Source organism: Erwinia piriflorinigrans CFBP 5888, from assembly GCF_001050515.1.
In the GTDB taxonomy this organism is placed as follows: domain Bacteria; phylum Pseudomonadota; class Gammaproteobacteria; order Enterobacterales; family Enterobacteriaceae; genus Erwinia; species Erwinia piriflorinigrans.
In genome coordinates this window covers 653,534-670,558 of record NZ_CAHS01000015.1, presented here as the reverse complement: position 1 = coordinate 670,558, position 17,025 = coordinate 653,534, and the positions used below count along the sequence as shown (strand labels likewise).

The following is a 17,025-nucleotide window of genomic DNA, read 5'->3' as shown; positions in this document are numbered from 1 at the left end:
CGCAGCTGAACAACCCGTGAGAGCAAGGAAACCCGATGACGTTATCCTCCCGGCATCCCCATACACCTGAAGCGCTTCGCGCTATCGTTATCAATGTGCTGGCCACATTTGAACACGCCAGCCTGCAGCATAATCTCACTACGCTAAAAGCCTTGCGCCATTGTGCGCTGATCGACAACCGCCTGCATATCGAACTGAGTATGCCGTTTGTCTGGCAAAGCCCGTTTGAACAGTTGAAAGAGACGGTCAGTGCCGAGCTACTGCGTCTGACGGGCGCGACAGAGATTAGCTGGCGCTTAACGTTGAATGTGGCAACGCTACAGCGGGCAAAACACCGTCCCGGCGTTAACGGAGTGAAAAATATCATTGCCGTCAGCTCCGGCAAAGGGGGAGTGGGCAAATCCACCACCGCCGTCAATTTAGCGCTGGCGCTGGCTGCTGAAGGGGCGAAGGTTGGCCTGCTGGATGCGGATATTTACGGCCCGTCGATCCCGGATATGTTAGGCACGGACGATCTGCGCCCGACCTCGCCGGACGGCACCCATATGGCACCGATTATCGCACACGGGCTGGCGACGAACTCCATTGGCTATCTGGTGACGGAAGATAACGCGATGGTCTGGCGCGGCCCGATGGCCAGTAAAGCCTTGATGCAGCTACTGAATGAGACCTTATGGCCGGAACTGGACTACCTGGTGCTGGATATGCCGCCGGGAACCGGAGATATCCAGCTGACGCTGGCGCAAAACGTGCCGGTGACCGGGGCGCTGGTGGTCACCACGCCGCAGGACATTGCGCTGATTGATGCGCGCAAGGGCATGGTGATGTTTGAGAAGGTCAGCGTGCCGGTGCTTGGAGTGGTGGAGAATATGAGCATGCATATTTGCAGCCAGTGCGGTCACCATGAATCGATATTTGGCAGCGGCGGTGCGGAAAAACTGGCGCAGCAATATCACACCCGTCTGCTGAGTCAACTGCCGTTGCATATCAGCCTGCGAGAAGACCTGGATGACGGCGAACCAACGGTCATTCGCCGCCCGGATAGCGAATTTACCGGGTTGTATCGGCAGCTGGCGATTAACGTTGCGGCCCAGCTTTACTGGCAGGGTGAGGTGATTCCGGAAGATATTGCCTTCCGCGCACTCTAAACGACGTTTTCACGCGGCCTGCCGATGTTTATCTTCACGGCCGCTAAACCAGGCGTACCCTTCGCTGTTGAAAACCGTCCACCATTGAGTAGTCGTAATCAATCTTTCCGGCGTCGAACAGCTGACTGAGCAGAGTAAAATCATTATCTGGCGTCACGTTGCAGCGATGATTGAGCAGGGTATCCTGAATGGTAAATGTGCTATCGCCGCGAGCAATACGCTGCAAATATTGCAGCATTTCCCAAGCGGTTTTACTGACCCCGGCCTGCTCATTAGGCGCTCTGTTCATCTTCAACACTTCCTTCTTTTTAAATCGACGAGCTATTAAAGCACATAGTGCATCAACAGATATTCGCCCTGATCGCTTTGCCCCTGAGCCACAACGCGCCAGCCATGCTTTTTATAAAAACTTTGTGCACGCAAATTCTCCGTCTGACACTTCAGTGCGCCCGTCGAGGTAAAGCTATTTTGCACCGCCTGTAGCAGCGCACTGCCAGCACCGCTGCCCTGATAATCGGGGTCGATAAACAGGCTGTGCAGGAAATTATCATTCTCCAGCACGGCGGCAAACCCAACGCGGTGGCCTTTTTCCTCTGCCACCAGTATCCGTTCACCCAGCGTGACGCGATCAAAGTCCTCCAGCTGCCATTCGCTATCATCGCGCCATGTCCAGTTGGCTTTGCGCGCAGCGAGAAACAGCGTGCGCAGAAACGGGCGATCGGTTTCAGTAAAAGGGCGGATTTCCAAAGCGGTACTCCTGTCAACAATACGCCGTATGGCAACGGCGCAAAGTTTATCGCAAAACCGGCTAAGCCGAAGAAGAAAATAGCGTGCGATCGTGAGAGAGTTTATTTTAGCGCCGCGCAGCGGGGGAGATCGGAGCCGCTGCGGGGAAGCACTGCCGCCGCCGACATAGGGTGCAGTGATGATGTCATTCGCTATCAAAGCTCAACCCAACGGTTAACAATCGCTGGTGCTGAGGGATGTCGATGCGCATTGTTATCAAATTCTGCTGCTTCATCAGCCAAATGTCCTGGTCAGCACGTTGAAATCACTCTGGCTATAAGAGGCTGTGTAGCGCCCATGTCATATCTCGCGCAACCCTTTTTTGTGTTTATCTTTATTATTTAATTAACTGCAACATAGCTGATGTTATTTCGCTTAACAGGACAGGTTAATGACCACAAACAGCCGTTTTTACTACTAACAGCTTACTTTTAGTAAAGAATCGGTTTTTGTTATGGCTATTTATGCTATTTAATTAAGTTTTCCGTCAGTCGTGAGTAATATATTCTTGCCGTTGCATCTTGGAGGGGGATAGACTGCCGGCTAAAATGCTTTCCTCTGATTAATTTTCCTCGTTGTTAATCAAATCCCTTTATTGGCAATCTCGTCAAACTAAAGAGAGCGGGTTTCCCCGCTCTTGCATTACTTACGTTCTTTGTTGGCTTGAGAAAGAACAGAGCCTGCAAGCTTTTTCGTTAATTCGTCAGAGTTTGGGTCATGAAGTGCAGCCGATGCTTTATGTTCCATCGCGCCGCTGGTCTGATTTGCAGAACCTGACTGTGATAATGCAGAACCCGCCAGAGCCTTCTGTAAATCAGACGCATTAGGGTCGTGAAGAGTTTTAGCTGCCACTGAAGCCAGACTACCACTCGTTTTCTTTGAATTATGACTCATGATAAAATCCTTTTAGATGTGAATGCATTTATACACGCAGTAAATTTCATTGAAATTCATTAAATGTCTGCATGCAGTCGTTATGCTAAATATATAATTAATCAATGGCAATGTGCTTTTATGTCGAATATATATCCACTGGCAGTGAATATATCTGGATGTGCTGCCACCTGTGATAAACTACCGGATTAAAATTCCTTTAATTTATCTCTTTGCTAAATAAGGCTTGTTTTTATGGTGAGTAGTATCTTGCTGGTTTTGGATTGGAATAAAATGAGCAGCAGGCACTGTGGTATTTTCAAATAATCCCTGTCGACAATCGATAGCGCTTTCCTGTTTAACTTAATGCCTCTTGAGGAGAGATAATGTTGGTAAATTAGCCCGGTTCATGAGGTCGTACCTTGAACAAAGAATGAAAGTCACCTCAATAACGGGCTCAATATGAACTTTAGGATAAGTATGCTTTATGCATTTAATAAGTTCTGGTAACACCTCATTGCAGTCAGTTCCGTAACTCCTGACTTTAGCTGGCTTAACAGGGTTTTTGGGGCACTGATAGCGTCAAGCATCGCATTGCTTCGCGCACGATTTCCTCACAATATTTAACGACTTCTCTCCCTTTCTCCGTAAGTCGGGCGAATGCTTGCCATAGTCCAGCCACTTCCCTATGCTGATGTGGTTAAAAGCGTGACCAATGACTCGGGGTGCCGTTTCTGAACAAGAATCGGCTGAGAATCACCCGTTGAACCTGAACTGGATAATGCCAGCGGAGGGAAGTCAGATGCCCCAGCTGGCATCGCCTTCTTGAACGCCGGTTGGGAGCTAAAATGATCCAACCTCAAGCCTTTAGCCACGTCGAAGTGGCCCACTCACTGACCCTGTTTCGCCAGCAGTCATCCTCGATCCACCGTATGGCCAATAATGTGGTGCAGACCTTCACGCAGAAAACGGGGGCTTGGCGATGAAACGCATCAATGCCATGACCATTGCCGGAACCGATCCAAGCGGTGGAGCCGGAATTCAGGCCGATCTGAAAGCCTTCTCCGCGCTGGCGGCCTACGGCACCAGCGTGATAACCGCCCTGGTGGCGCAGAACACCACCGGCGTGCAGTCAGTCAGGCGCATTGATGCGGATTTCGTCGGGGCGCAGCTGGATTCGGTGCTGTCAGACGTGCGTATCGACACGATTAAAATTGGCATGCTGGCGGACAGTGACATTGTTGAGGTGGTCGCGCAGCGGTTGAAAAATGCCAGCGCGCCCTGGGTGGTATTGGATACGGTGATGTTGGCGAAAAGCGGCGACGCGCTACTCAACCCCAAAGCCATTGGCATGTTGCGCACACGGCTACTGCCGCAGGTCTCCTTGATAACGCCGAATTTACCAGAAGCGGCGGCGCTACTCGATTGCGCCCCGGCGGGCGATGAAACAGCCATGCGTGAACAGGGCAGGGCGCTGCTGGCGCTGGGTTGCCGTGCGGTGCTGATGAAAGGCGGTCATCTTAGCCAGTCGGAAAGCCCTGACTGGCTGTTTACGGCTGAAGGTGAGCAGCGCTTTAGCGCGCCTCGCATCGCCACGCGCAATACGCACGGCACCGGCTGTTCGCTGTCTGCGGCGCTGGCGGCGCTGCGCCCGCGTTATGCTAACTGGGCTGACACCGTGCAGGCAGCGAAAGGGTGGTTACAGGGCGCACTGGCGCAGGCGGATTCACTGGAGGTTGGCCACGGACAGGGGCCGGTGCATCATTTTTACCAATGGTGGTAATTTGTCTGTCAGATAAGCCAGCAGCGCAGCCGCAGGCTTATCCTTGTATCTGATTAAGCCAGCAGTTCGCAGGATGGCGGCAAGCGGCACTCCAGCGCGTCCGGCAGCACCTCAATATGGAATTCTTTGCCGCTCAGCGGTTCGCCGTCGAGATTAAATGTCATCTCATGGGGCGCACGGATGGTCAGCCACGGTAAAGAGGCGGTAACCAGATTCGGGTTTTTGTCCTCAGCGCTGGTCAGTTTGTGCATCAGCGTGGGCAACAGGTCTTGTGACGGGGCGATACTTAACTCCAGTTTACCGTCGTTGATCAGCGCGGTCGGACACAGGAGCTGACCGCCTCCGGCCTGGCGGCCATTACCAATGCCAATGACCAGTGCATCTCCCTGCCAGTGGAAATCAGGGCCTTCCAGCGTACAGCTGTCCGCTTTCAGGGTATCCATGCGCGTCAGACCGTGAATCAGATAGGAGATGCCACCGAGAGCCGATTTCAGCTTTTCCGGCGTTTCGCTGGTGATCCGCGTGCCGAATCCGCCGGTCGCCATATTAATAAAGTAGCGATCCTGGTTAACCCGGGCGAGATCAATCGGCGTTGCTTTGCCGAGTATGGCCAGGCGCAGGGCGTTCTCCATCTCCATCGGAATGCCGCAGCTGCTGGCGAAATCGTTGGCGGTACCCAGCGGTACCAGTCCCAGCACCGGACGATGTGCTGGCGTGATACCCGCCAGCGCGGTGGCTATCTCATTAATAGTGCCATCGCCACCGGCAGCAATCACCGTGGTGGCGTTCAGTTTTACCGCCTCATGGACGTAGCGTTCGCCATCGCCATGTTCCCACGTAACGCGTACTTCCAGCTTAAATCCCTCTTCACGCAGAGTGGAAATGGCCTGGCGCAGTTCTTCGTTACCGGCACTTTTGCCGTTCAAAATCGCCAGCGTGACTGAATCTGTTTCCATTTTTTTTCCCTGAAGGCATCACAGTTTGCATCAATCTATAGCATAACTTGTCGCAGATGAGTAACCCAGGGGGATAAAGTGGAAAGTTTTCTGAAAAGGGATGCATAGTTGCCGATGGTTTAACTGGCGTTATAAAAAGAAGCGACCCGCAGGGAGGAGCCATGTGGGTCGAATAGGTTAAGACCATTATTCATCCTGCATGTCTTTGCCGACACGAATGAGAACAGATGGTTATGCCGTTTGAATTTAATCGTTTGGAGCCAGAAGATTTTGGCAGTAAACACAATCTGTTACTGTGATCGTATTCTAAAATTAATCACCTTATGAAAGTTTTTTTGCGGCCGTTGCCCGGGTCTGGCGTGTATCGTCCCCTGAAAGGTTACGTATCAGGAGTGCCCAGCTCAAATCAACCTCTTCCGGCAGCAGCAGCCATACCAGATGACCATTCCCGGGGGCCACTTCTGTCTGTTGCGCTTTACCGTTCTCCATTCGATCCAGTATAAAACGGATATTCCCCGTCGGCGTCATCAGTTCCAGACTGTCACCGACGCTAAATTTATTTTTTACGTCCACCTGTGCCAGCGGGCCACGGCGCAGGCCGGTGAATTCCCCGACAAACTGCTGGCGTTCAGAAACGGAATAGCCGCTCTCGTAGTTCTGGTGGCTGTCATGCGTATGGCGGCGCAAAAAACCTTCGGTATAGCCACGGTGGGCCAGTCCTTCCAGCGTGGTTGACAGGTCGGGGTCAAACGGTTTTCCTGCGGCGGCATCGTCGATGGCTCGGCGATAAACCTGAGCGGTGCGCGCGCAGTAATAGTGAGATTTTGTTCGCCCTTCAATCTTCAATGAATGGATGCCCATTTGCGTCAGGCGCTCGACGTGGGCGACGGCACGCAGATCCTTTGAGTTCATGATATAGGTGCCGTGTTGGTCTTCAAAAGCGGTCATATATTCGCCTGGCCGCATCGCTTCCTCGAGCATAAATACGCTGTCGGTGGGTTGGCCGACGCCGAGAGTGGGGTCAACCTGCTGCACCGCGATCGGCTGCTGGCGGTGTACAATATTTCCGATCTCGTCCTCCTTGCCTTCCTGAACGCGATATTCCCAGCGGCAGGCATTGGTACAGGTCCCCTGATTGGGATCGCGCTTGTTGATATAGCCGGAGAGCAGACAGCGGCCGGAGTAAGCCATGCACAGCGCGCCGTGGACAAAAATCTCCAGCTCCATCTCCGGCACCTGCTGGCGAATTTCGGCAATCTCTTCCAGCGACAGCTCGCGTGACAGGATCACCCGGCTCAGCCCCATCTGCTGCCAGAACTTCACCGTTGCCCAGTTAACCGTATTAGCCTGCACCGAGAGATGAATCGCCATCTGTGGAAAAGCCTCGCGCACCAGCATAATCAGGCCGGGATCGGACATGATCAGCGCATCGGGCTGCATGGCGACCACCGGCTCCAGGTCGCGGAGAAAGGTTTTCAGCTTGGCGTTATGCGGCGCAATATTAACCACCACATAGAATTTTTTACCGAGCGCGTGTGCTTCGTTGATCCCGATCGCCAGGTTCTGATGGTTGAATTCGTTATTGCGCACGCGCAGGCTGTAGCGAGGCTGACCGGCATACACGGCGTCTGCGCCATACGCGAACGCGTAACGCATATTTTTCAGTGTCCCGGCCGGAGAAAGCAGTTCCGGTTTAAACATAATCTCTCAGTCTGATATCAGGTCAGAAACGGTGATGATGGACAGGCGTCGCAACGAAATGGGATACGGCCGTGACCGGCAAGCCATTTCCGTGCGCCTGCCTGTCCGAATGCGCGGAATTGTAGAGCGGTGGTTAAGTGGAAAAGTTGATCTAAATCAAACGACAGCTATCTGATTCCCAGCGATAGCCGATGCCGTAGACCGCGCGGATAAACGGTTGTTCGGCGTCCAGCGACTCCAGCTTACGGCGCAAATTTTTAATATGGCTGTCAATGGTGCGGTCGGTCACGACCCGATAGTCATCATACAGATGGTTTAGCAGCTGTTCGCGGGAAAACACTTTGCCGGGCTGTTGTGACAGCGTTTTCAGCAAACGAAACTCGGCCGGAGTCAGATCGAGCGGTTTATCATCCCAGCTGGCCTTGAAACATGTTTCATCGATCATCAGCGGCGAAACCGCGTGCGGTTCTTGCGGACCACGCTGGCAGCGTTTGAGGATAGTTTTCACCCGTGCCACCATTTCACGCGGGCTGAAGGGTTTGCAGATATAGTCATCCGCGCCGATCTCCAACCCGAGCAGTCGGTCAATCTCTTCGATTTTCGCGGTAACCATGACCACCGGGAGCTCGGAAAAGCCGCGCAGCTCGCGGCACACTGACAGCCCGTCTAGCCCCGGCAGCATCAGATCCAGCAGCACCAAATCCGGCGTGTGCTGCTTGACCCAATCCACCGCCTCATCACCGCGCAGCAGGTGATGAGTGCGGTAATTAGCCGCCTGCAAATAGTCAATCATCAGCTGACCAAGTTTCGGCTCGTCTTCGACGATCAAAATTAGCGGGGTGGTGGGAGCCTGGTTCATATCATCAGCCTGGGTCAGTGGATTTTATTCGGCAAGTGTATCGTAATTCTCACGCCTCCGGCGGCGGCGTGATCGGCGACGATGGTGCCGTCATGGGCTTCGACAATATTCTGACAGATAGCCAACCCGAGCCCCGAGCCGCCGCTGGCGCGGTTGCGTGAAGCGTCCGCCCGGTAGAAACGGTCAAAAATATGTTCCCGCTGCGGGTCGCTGATCCCTGGCGCACTGTCATCAAAGTGCAGTAGGTTGCCATTGGAACATGACAACAGCGTAATATGCAGAGTGCCGCCGGGATCGGTATAGCGCAGGCTGTTTTCGAACAAATTGGTAAACAGCTGGATCAGGCGGTCCGGGTCGCCAAACTGCACGGCTTTTGGCGGTAGGCTAAGTGTCAGGGTTAACGGATGCTGAACAAAACGCGCGTGAAAACTGCCCGATACCAGCTCCAGCAGCGGGACGAGATCGGTCTGGCTTTTACGATAGGCGAGCGCACCTTCATCCGATAAGGACAGCTGATGCACATCATCAACCAGCTTAGTTAAGGTTGCGACCTCGCCCTGTAAGGAAATAATCGACTGTGGGGTGAGTTTGCGTACGCCGTCCTGGATTGCCTCCAGCTCGCCGCGCAGAATGGCCAGTGGGGTACGCAGCTCGTGGGAAATATCGGCCATAAAGGCGCGCCTCATACTTTCATTTTTTTCCAGCGTGCTGGCCAGGCGGTTAAAGTCCTGCGCCAGTCTGCCCAGTTCGTCACGGCTGGAAGCTTCAACCCGGCTGGTGAAATCGCCTCTGGCAAGATGATGGGTCCCCTCGACCAGTCGTTTGACCGGAGCCAGCAGCCCGCGAGACATTAGCCAGGTGACCAGCGCCGCCAGCAGCATCGTCAGGCCGACAATCATCCAGCTGGTGCGTCTTTGCTGCTGGTCAAAGTTAATATCGGCGCTGCGCGTCAGCCGTTCCGCAGGGGAGCCGATCACCCAGCCCACCACCGTGCCATCACGGCTGGTAATACTTCGTCGTGAGCCTTCCGGCGGCAGCGGCGTGCGCGGCCCGATCATCACAGTGGATTGCAGATCGATAACCCAGAATGGCGTGCGCCAACCGTGGGGCGGCAGCTGTGAGTTAGCGTCTGGATTCTGCTCCAGCGAGTGCAAAATGTTATAGACCAGCTTGTTGTTATTCCGCAGGAAATCCCAGCTTCCGTGCTGCTGGTATTCGTCGCTCAGTGCATCGGCAAGCAAAATCAGCCGCTGCTCGTTGCCGTGTTTAATATAGTCAACAAAGCCGTGCTCGAAACTAAGCCGTACCCCCCAGTGCATGGTAATCAGCACCAGCATGCAGGTAGATAAGATGCCGGCGAACAGCTTGGCGGTGATGCCGATACGTAATTTTGCCAACATTAATGCTTACTCCCACTCGTCATCAGCGCATTAGCGGCGGTATCTGCCGGGCGATGATATGCGCGATACAGAACCCGGCAGCCATGCGCTTAGCTTTTTTCCTCTATGGGCTGCCAGCGCGGTTTACGTCGCAGTTTATCCATATACAGATAGACTACCGGCGTGGTGAACAGCGTCAGCAGTTGGCTCATCACCAGCCCACCGACAATGGTAATACCCAGCGGCTGGCGCAGTTCAGCACCGTCGCCGCTGCCGATCACCAACGGCAGGGCACCAAGCAGAGCCGCCAGCGTGGTCATGATAATCGGACGGAAGCGCAGCAGGCTGGCCTGGAAAATGGCCTCGCGTGCCGTCATATCACCCTGGCGTTGCGCCTGAAGGGCGAAATCGACCATCATGATGGCGTTCTTCTTCACGATGCCGATCAGCAGCAGAATGCCAATCAGTGCAATCAGGCTGAACGGTGCGTCAAACAGCTCCAGCGCCAGCAGCGCACCCACGCCTGCCGAGGGCAGGGTGGAGAGGATAGTCAGCGGATGGACGTAGCTCTCATACAGGATACCCAGCACGATATAGACCGTGGCGATCGCCGCGAGGATCAGCCACAGCTGGCTGCTCTGCGTCTTTTCGAATACCGCCGCCGTGCCGGAAAAGCTGCCGCGCACGCTGGCAGGCACGCCAAGTGAGGTGACGCTGCGTTCAATGGCGGCTGAAGCCTGAGATAGCGAGACCCCTTCCGGCAGGTTAAACGAGATGGTCGATGCGGCCGATAAGCCTTCGTGCTCGACCGACAGCGGGGCGTTAGCCGGTTGCCATTTGGCAAAAGCCGACAGCGGTATCGAGTGACCTTCATTATTAATCACGTACATCTGATTCAGAGCGCTGATATCCTGGCTGTAGCGCGGGTCCACTCCCATCACCACCTTGTACTGATTAAGCGGCTGATAGATGGTAGAAATCTGGCGCTGACCAAAGGCGTTGTTCAGCAGGCCATTGACGTCGGCGACATCAATGCCTAGCCGTGCCATGCTGGTGCGGTCATAGGTCAGAGCCATCTCGGAACCTTTATCCTGCTGGTCAGAGTTGACGTCTACCAGCTCGGGAAGGGTGGAGAAAGCGCGGCGGATTTTCGGCTCCCACTGGCGCAAATCGTCCAGGCTGTCGGAGAGCAGCGAGTACTGATAGCCCGCATTGGACTGGCGCGCGCCGATACGAATATCCTGCACCGCCATCAGCCAGAGGCTGGCACCCGGCTCTTTCGCCAGCTTTTCTCGCAGACGGGAAATGACCTGCTGCGCGTTATCGCTGCGTTCGGATAGGGGTTTCAGCGCAATAAACATCGATCCGCTGTTGGTATCCCCTCCGCCGGTAAAGCCCACCACGCTCCCCACCGCCGGATCGTTACGAACGATGCGCATAAAGGTTTCCAGCTTGCCGCGCATCGCCTGGAAAGAGATGCTCTGGTCGGCCTGAATAAAGCCCATCAGGCGTCCGGTATCCTGTTCCGGCATAAAGGTTTTTGGAATAGAAACATAGAGATATACCGTCAGCCCGAGGGTGGCAACAAAGGCCAGCAGACCCCAGCGGGCATGATCCAGCACCCAGTGCAGCCCACGGCCATAGCCCTGCTGGAGTGCCATCAGTATCCGGCCAAAGCCACGCAGGCGCTGCTGCTGGTGCGGCGCTTTGCTGCGCAACAGCCTGGCGCACATCATCGGCGTCAGCGTCAGTGAAATCACCAGTGAGATAGCAATCGCTACCGACAGCGTAATGGCAAACTCTTTGAAAAAGCGCCCGATTAGCCCGTCCAGCAGCAGCAGCGGAAGAAATACCGCCACCAGCGAGATGCTCATGGAGATCACCGTGAAGCCCACTTCACGTACACCCTGCTGCGCCGCCTGCAGAGGTTTCATGCCCGCTTCGACGTGGCGCGAGATATTTTCCAGTACCACAATCGCATCATCGACGACAAAGCCGGTCGCCACGGTCAGCGCCATCAGCGAGAGGTTATTGAGGCTGAATCCGCACAGGTACATGGCGGCAAACGTGCCGATCAGCGAAACCGGCACCGCAACGGCCGGGATAAGCGTGGCGCGGCCTGAGCGCAGAAAGGCGAACACCACCAGCACAACCAGCCCGACGGAAATTGCCAGCGATTGCTCCACCTCATGCAGCGAAGCGCGAATGGTTCGTGAGCTGTCCTGGGCGATGTCCAACTGGATGGCCGCCGGAATGGTTTTACGCAGTTCAGGCACTTCACCGCGTATACGGTCGACGGTATCGATGATATTAGCCTGCGGCGATTTGCGAATAACCAACAGGACTGCCGGACGGGCATTGGACATCCCGGCGTTGCGCACATCCTGTACCGAATCGGTGACGGTCGCCACATCCTGCAAGCGTACCGCCGCGCCGTTGCGATAATGGATCACTAACGGCCGATATTCGGCGGCGGTATGCAGCTCATCATTGGTTTTTAGCCACCAGCGCAGCTGATGATCCTCCACGGCACCCTGCGGTTTACGCACGTTGGCATCAGCGATAGCGGTGCGCACGGCATCCAGCGAAACGCCCTGATTAAACAGCGCCTGCGGATTAAGATCGACGCGCACCGCAGGCAGTGAACTGCCCCCTACGGTGACATCGCCGACGCCGTCGATCTGCGCCAGCCGTTGCGCCAGCTGCGTAGAAGCATAGTCATAAAGCTGTCCGGGGGAATGCGTATCCGAAGTCAGCGTCATAATCATAATGGGTGCATCGGACGGATTGACCTTGCGATAGCTAGGGCGACTCGGCATACCGCTGGGCAGCAGGCTCTGGGCGGCGTTGATCGCTCCCTGAACATCGCGCGCTGCACCGTTGATATCGCGATCGAAGTCAAACAGCAGGATCACATGAGTGCTACCCAGCGAACTGCTGGACGTCATTTCACTGACGCCAGCAATACGCCCCAGCGCTCGCTCCAGCGGCGTGGCCACCGAGGAGGCCATGATCTCCGGCGAAGCGCCGGGCAGCGAGGCGGTGACGACGATCACCGGATAATCCACCTGCGGCAGCGGTGCAACCGGCAGCAGGCGAAAGCCGAGGAACCCGGCCAGCACAATCGCCAGCGTTAGCAGCCAGGTGGCCACCGGGCGATGAATAAACAGCGAGAAAAAAGTCACTCAGCCTCCCGCGCGACCGGTCGACGGCGGATGGCATGAGCCAGGCGATCGAACAGCAGATAAATCACCGGCGTGGTAAACAGCGTCAGTATCTGACTGACCACCAGTCCGCCAACCATTGCGGTGCCAAGTGGACGACGTAGCTCGGCACCGACGCCTTGGCTCAGCATCAACGGCAGTGCGCCAAACAGTGCCGCCAGGGTGGTCATCAGAATCGGACGGAAGCGCAGCAGGCAGGCCTGATAAATGGCTTCATACGGCGTCATCCCCTGTTCACGCTCGGCGGCCAGCGCGAAGTCAATCATCATGATGGCGTTCTTCTTCACGATGCCAATCAGCAAAATAATGCCGATAATGGCGATCACGTCCAGCTCGCTGCCGCTTATCATCAGCGCCAGCAGGGCACCGACGCCAGCGGTGGGTAAAGTAGAAAGAATAGTGACCGGATGAATAAAGCTTTCATACAGCACGCCGAGCACAATATACATCGCCACAATAGCGGCAACGATCAGCCACACAGTATTGGAAAGCGCTGCCTGAAAGGCGAGGGTGCTGCCCTGGAACTGGGTGATGATATCCGCAGGCATCGCCAGCTCCTGCTGCGCCGTGCTGATGGCATTCACCGCCTGTTCCAGCGAATAGTTGTCGCTCACGTTAAATGAAAAGCTGGTGGACGGAAACTGGTCGAGGTGATTAATGCTCAATGCGCCATGACGCTGTTCGACGCTGGCAATGGCTCCGAGCGGAACGCTACCGCCGTCGCTGCTCTTCAGGCGGATGCTCTGTAGCGCCGCCAGCCCAGGCGTGGCCGCCGTATCGTGCTCCAGTACCACGCGATACTGGTTAGCTTGGGTATAAATGGTCGATACCAGCCGTTGACCGAACGCGTTGTAAAGCGCGTTGTCCACGTCGGCCAGTGAAATACCGAGGCGGCTGGCATTGTCACGGTCAACGCGAATATAGGCTTCCAGCCCCTGATCCTGCCAGTCGCTACTGACGTCGCGTATTTCAGGCAAGGCGTGCAGCGAGGTCAGCAACTTAGGCACCCACAGGCTGAGGGCATCAAGCGAACCTGCCTGTAAGGTGAACTGGTACTGGGTGCGGCTGGCCTGGGTATCAATGGTCAGATCCTGCACCGGTTGCAGATAGAGCGTGACGCCAGGCAGCTGTGCAACCTGCTGTTGCAGGCGGGCTATCACCTCAGGGATACGGTCGGCGCGTTCGTCCAGCGGCTTCAGATTGATTTGCAGTCGGCCGCTATTGATCGCCTGGTTGCTGCCGTCGACGCCAACAAAGGAGGCCAGGCTTTGTACCGCCGGATCTTTCATAATCACCGAGGCCACCGCTTGCTGGCGCTGCGCCATACTGGCGTATGAAACCGATTGTGGAGCCTGTACCGTCCCCTGAATAATGCCGTTATCCTGCAACGGGAAGAAGCCTTTTGGGATCGCAACCCACAGCAACACGGCGATCGCCATCGTGCTGAGCGCCACGCCGAGCGTCAGCCAGGGATGGTTCAGCACCCGTTGCAACAGGCGACCATAGCCAGCAATGATGCGATCAAACAGCGCTTCGCTGGCGCGCGAGAAACGATTTTTCTGACGCAGAGACTCGGCGTTCAACAGTCGCGCACACATCATCGGCGTCAGCGTCAGGGAGACAACGGCCGAGATCAGGATGGCCACGGCAAGGGTGAGAGCAAATTCACGGAACAGGCGGCCAACGATATCGCCCATAAACAGCAGCGGGATCAGCACCGCAATCAGTGAGAAGGTGAGGGATATAATGGTGAAACCGATTTCACCCGCCCCTTTTAGCGCCGCCGTCAGCGGCTTTTCGCCTTTTTCAATATAGCGCGAGATATTTTCCACCACCACGATGGCGTCATCGACGACGAAACCTGTGGCAATAGTCAGTGCCATCAGCGTCAGGTTGTTAATTGAGAAGCCGAGAAAATACATTGCGGCAAAGGTGCCGATCAGCGACAGAGGCACCGCTACGGCTGGGATCAGGGTGGCCGCCGCGTTGCGCAGAAACAGATAGATAATCATCACCACCAGCGCCAGCGCCAGGAGCAGCTCGAACTGCACGTCATCTACCGAGGCGCGGATATTGGTGGTGCGGTCGCTCAACAGCTGAACGTCTACTGATTTCGGCAGCGAGGCGGTCAGTGACGGCAGCATGCGGCGAATATTATCGGCGGTTTCAATAATATTGGCTCCCGGCTGGCGTTGCACGTTCAGCACGATGGCCGGCTGGCGGTTGGCCCAGGCCCCGAGCCAGCTGTTTTCTGCCCCCTGTTCCACCGTTGCCACGTCGCCGAGACGAACCGGTGCGCCGTTTTGATAGCTGATAATCAGCTGGCGGTAGCCTTCGACGGTTTTGATCTGATCGTTGGCAGAGAGAGTAATCGAGCGGTCGGGGCCATCAAGGCTGCCTTTCGCCGAATTGACGTTGGCACTGCTAATCGCGCTGCGCACCGTTTCGCTGGTGATGCCCAGCGCGGCCAGCGCCTGTGCGTTAAGTTTCACCCGCACCGCCGGGCGTTGCCCGCCGGAAAGGGTGACCAGACCGACGCCGGAGACCTGGGAAATTTTTTGCGCCACGCGGGTTTCTACCATATCGGTAACCTGCGTCATCGGCATACTGGTGGTGGTGACGGCCAGGGTCATAATCGGCGGATCGGCCGGGTTCACCTTGCTGTAAACCGGCGGGTTAGGCAGATCGGCGGGCAGCAGGTTAGTGGCGGCGTTAATCGCCGCCTGCACTTCCTGCTCGGCAACATCCAGCGGTAATGCCAGCTGGAATTGCAGGTTGACCACCGAAGCGCCCCCCGAGCTTTGTGAGGCCATCTGTTTCAGACCGGACATCTGCCCGAACTGGCGTTCCAGCGGGGCGGTAATTGCCGAGGTCACTACGTCCGGGCTGGCACCCGGATAGAGCGTGACCACCTGGATGGTGGGATAGTCCACTTCCGGCAGGGCGGAAACCGGCAGGGCGCGATAGCCCATGATCCCGGCCAGTAAAATGGCGATCATCAACAGTGTGGTGGCGACCGGGCGCAAAATAAACTGGCGGGATGGCCCGCCGCCGGGCGTTGGAGGCATGACCTGCATCAGTCGCTGGCTCCTTTCGCGGGTTGGATAATTTTGCCGGAGGTGAGCGGCGTGGCCTGCGCGGGCACCACTTCCACCTTCGCACCATCGGTCAGGCGGTCAATACCGTCGGTCACCACTTTCTCACCGGCTTCCAGACCGGCACCGATCACCACTTTTTCGCTATCCTGGAGGCCGGGCGCCACGATTTTTTTGCTGACCTTATCATCGCTGTTAATCACCCAAACAAAGCTGCCTTCGTTGCCCATCTGCAATGCGGCTGCCGGGATAACAATGGCATTTTCCAGCGTGCCAATCTTCAGCCGGGCGTTAACAAACTGGTTGGGAAACAGGCTGTCGTCCTGATTATCAAAGCGCGCTTTCAGCTTGACGGTACCGGTGGTGCTGTCTATCTGGTTGTCCATGCTGAGCAACATGCCCTGCGTCAGCAAGGTTTTGTTACTGCGATCCCAGGCTTCTACCGGCAGCTTGCCGTTTTTTTGCGCGCTAAGGATGCTGGCAATATTGCTTTCCGGCAGGCTGAAGACCAGATCGATAGGATGAGTCTGGGCAATCACCACAATGCCGTTGGTATCGCCGCTGCTGACATAGTTGCCGACATCGACCTGCTTCAGGCCAACCCGGCCCGCTATCGGGGCTGTGACGCGGCTGTAGCTAAGATTGAGTTTGGCGCTCGCCACGCTGCCTTCATCAGCCTTAATCGTTCCCAGCGTTTCACTTACGCTTGCGCGCTGGGTGTCCAGCTCTTGGGCGGATACCAGATGGGTTTGCGCCAGCTTTTCATAGCGTGCAAGGTCGCGGCGTGCATTGGCCAGCGTTGCCCGATCTTTTGCCAGCTGTCCCTCGGCCTGCATCAATGCCACCTCATACGGGCGCGGGTCGATCTCCGCCAGTAACTGTCCGGCTTCAACCTCTTCGCCTTCGCTAAAATGCAGAGCAATCAGGTCGCCATCGACCCGGCTGCGGAGCGTCACGGTATTGGCAGCGGTGACGGTGCCCAGCCCGGAGAGATACTGCGGCACGCTTTGACGCACGGCATTAGCCGCCTGCACCGGCGGCAGGGCATCGCCTCGACGGTTTTTTGCACCCTGCTGGCCGTGTGCCGTTGAGGACGTACTATGGCTGTGCCACACGTAAATTGCGGCAACGGCCAATACGGTGACGATCGTCAGGGCAATAAGCGGAAATCGGCGGGGTATATTCATGCTGTGTTTTCTCTCCGTGAAACGAAAGCGAAGT

The 17,025-nt window shown here is 56.0% G+C and carries 13 protein-coding genes and 1 riboswitch; of the genes, 3 read left to right on the top strand and 10 right to left on the bottom strand.

What is annotated here, in order from left to right; translation table 11 throughout:
* The first annotated feature begins 35 nt into the window (after positions 1 to 35).
* Entirely contained in the window at positions 36 to 1,148 is a 1,113-nt protein-coding gene (gene apbC / locus EPIR_RS11195; RefSeq protein WP_023655514.1) for an iron-sulfur cluster carrier protein ApbC, read from the top strand.
* A gap of 43 nt (positions 1,149 to 1,191) precedes the next feature.
* Here the strand turns inward: apbC and EPIR_RS11190 are convergent, their stop codons facing one another.
* The 3 genes from EPIR_RS11190 to EPIR_RS11180 all read right to left on the bottom strand — a co-directional run bounded on the left by EPIR_RS11190 (position 1,192) and on the right by EPIR_RS11180 (position 2,828).
* Positions 1,192 to 1,437 (bottom strand): hypothetical protein, encoded by a 246-nt coding sequence (locus tag EPIR_RS11190; protein ID WP_023655513.1) that lies wholly within the window; start codon positions 1,435 to 1,437, stop codon positions 1,192 to 1,194.
* 35 nt (positions 1,438 to 1,472) lie between these two features.
* On the bottom strand, positions 1,473 to 1,895 hold the full coding sequence (locus tag EPIR_RS11185; RefSeq protein ID WP_023655512.1) for a GNAT family N-acetyltransferase: 423 nt from the start codon (positions 1,893 to 1,895) through the stop codon (positions 1,473 to 1,475).
* 681 nt (positions 1,896 to 2,576) lie between these two features.
* Positions 2,577 to 2,828, bottom strand: a complete 252-nt coding sequence (locus EPIR_RS11180) for a hypothetical protein (RefSeq protein WP_023655510.1) — start codon at positions 2,826 to 2,828, stop codon at positions 2,577 to 2,579.
* A 690-nt stretch (positions 2,829 to 3,518) separates the two neighbouring features.
* Positions 3,519 to 3,620, top strand: a riboswitch (TPP riboswitch).
* 35 nt (positions 3,621 to 3,655) lie between these two features.
* Here EPIR_RS11180 and EPIR_RS18730 point away from each other — a divergent pair.
* Together EPIR_RS18730 and thiD are read left to right on the top strand one after the other, a co-directional pair.
* Positions 3,656 to 3,793, top strand: a complete 138-nt coding sequence (locus EPIR_RS18730; RefSeq protein WP_157037521.1) for a hypothetical protein — start codon at positions 3,656 to 3,658, stop codon at positions 3,791 to 3,793.
* Positions 3,790 to 4,590 (top strand): bifunctional hydroxymethylpyrimidine kinase/phosphomethylpyrimidine kinase, encoded by an 801-nt coding sequence (gene thiD, locus EPIR_RS11175; RefSeq protein ID WP_023655508.1) that lies wholly within the window; start codon positions 3,790 to 3,792, stop codon positions 4,588 to 4,590. The genes EPIR_RS18730 and thiD overlap by 4 nt, the downstream gene beginning before the upstream one ends.
* A gap of 53 nt (positions 4,591 to 4,643) precedes the next feature.
* Here the strand turns inward: thiD and yegS are convergent, their stop codons facing one another.
* The 7 genes from yegS to EPIR_RS11140 all read right to left on the bottom strand — a co-directional run bounded on the left by yegS (position 4,644) and on the right by EPIR_RS11140 (position 16,991).
* Positions 4,644 to 5,546, bottom strand: coding sequence for a lipid kinase YegS (gene yegS / locus EPIR_RS11170; protein ID WP_023655507.1), 903 nt, complete (start codon positions 5,544 to 5,546; stop codon positions 4,644 to 4,646).
* A gap of 321 nt (positions 5,547 to 5,867) precedes the next feature.
* The gene (gene trhP, locus EPIR_RS11165) at positions 5,868 to 7,247 is read right to left on the bottom strand and encodes a prephenate-dependent tRNA uridine(34) hydroxylase TrhP (RefSeq protein ID WP_023655506.1); all 1,380 of its coding nucleotides are present in this window, start codon (positions 7,245 to 7,247) and stop codon (positions 5,868 to 5,870) included.
* Between the two features lie 151 nt (positions 7,248 to 7,398).
* Positions 7,399 to 8,106, bottom strand: coding sequence for an envelope stress response regulator BaeR (gene baeR / locus EPIR_RS11160; protein ID WP_023655505.1), 708 nt, complete (start codon positions 8,104 to 8,106; stop codon positions 7,399 to 7,401).
* A 14-nt stretch (positions 8,107 to 8,120) separates the two neighbouring features.
* The gene (baeS, locus tag EPIR_RS11155) at positions 8,121 to 9,506 is read right to left on the bottom strand and encodes an envelope stress sensor histidine kinase BaeS (protein ID WP_023655504.1); all 1,386 of its coding nucleotides are present in this window, start codon (positions 9,504 to 9,506) and stop codon (positions 8,121 to 8,123) included.
* Positions 9,507 to 9,595: 89 nt separating this feature from the next.
* Positions 9,596 to 12,670, bottom strand: a complete 3,075-nt coding sequence (gene mdtC, locus EPIR_RS11150) for a multidrug efflux RND transporter permease subunit MdtC (RefSeq protein ID WP_023655503.1) — start codon at positions 12,668 to 12,670, stop codon at positions 9,596 to 9,598.
* Positions 12,667 to 15,786 carry an MdtB/MuxB family multidrug efflux RND transporter permease subunit gene (locus tag EPIR_RS11145; protein WP_023655502.1) on the bottom strand — a complete coding sequence of 1,040 codons (3,120 nt, stop codon included), beginning with the start codon at positions 15,784 to 15,786 and terminating at the stop codon, positions 12,667 to 12,669. Before EPIR_RS11145 ends, mdtC begins: the two co-directional genes overlap by 4 nt.
* Complete coding sequence (locus EPIR_RS11140; RefSeq protein WP_023655501.1) at positions 15,786 to 16,991, bottom strand: MdtA/MuxA family multidrug efflux RND transporter periplasmic adaptor subunit; 1,206 nt, start codon at positions 16,989 to 16,991, stop codon at positions 15,786 to 15,788. Before EPIR_RS11140 ends, EPIR_RS11145 begins: the two co-directional genes overlap by 1 nt.
* Between the last annotated feature and the right edge of the window lie 34 nt (positions 16,992 to 17,025).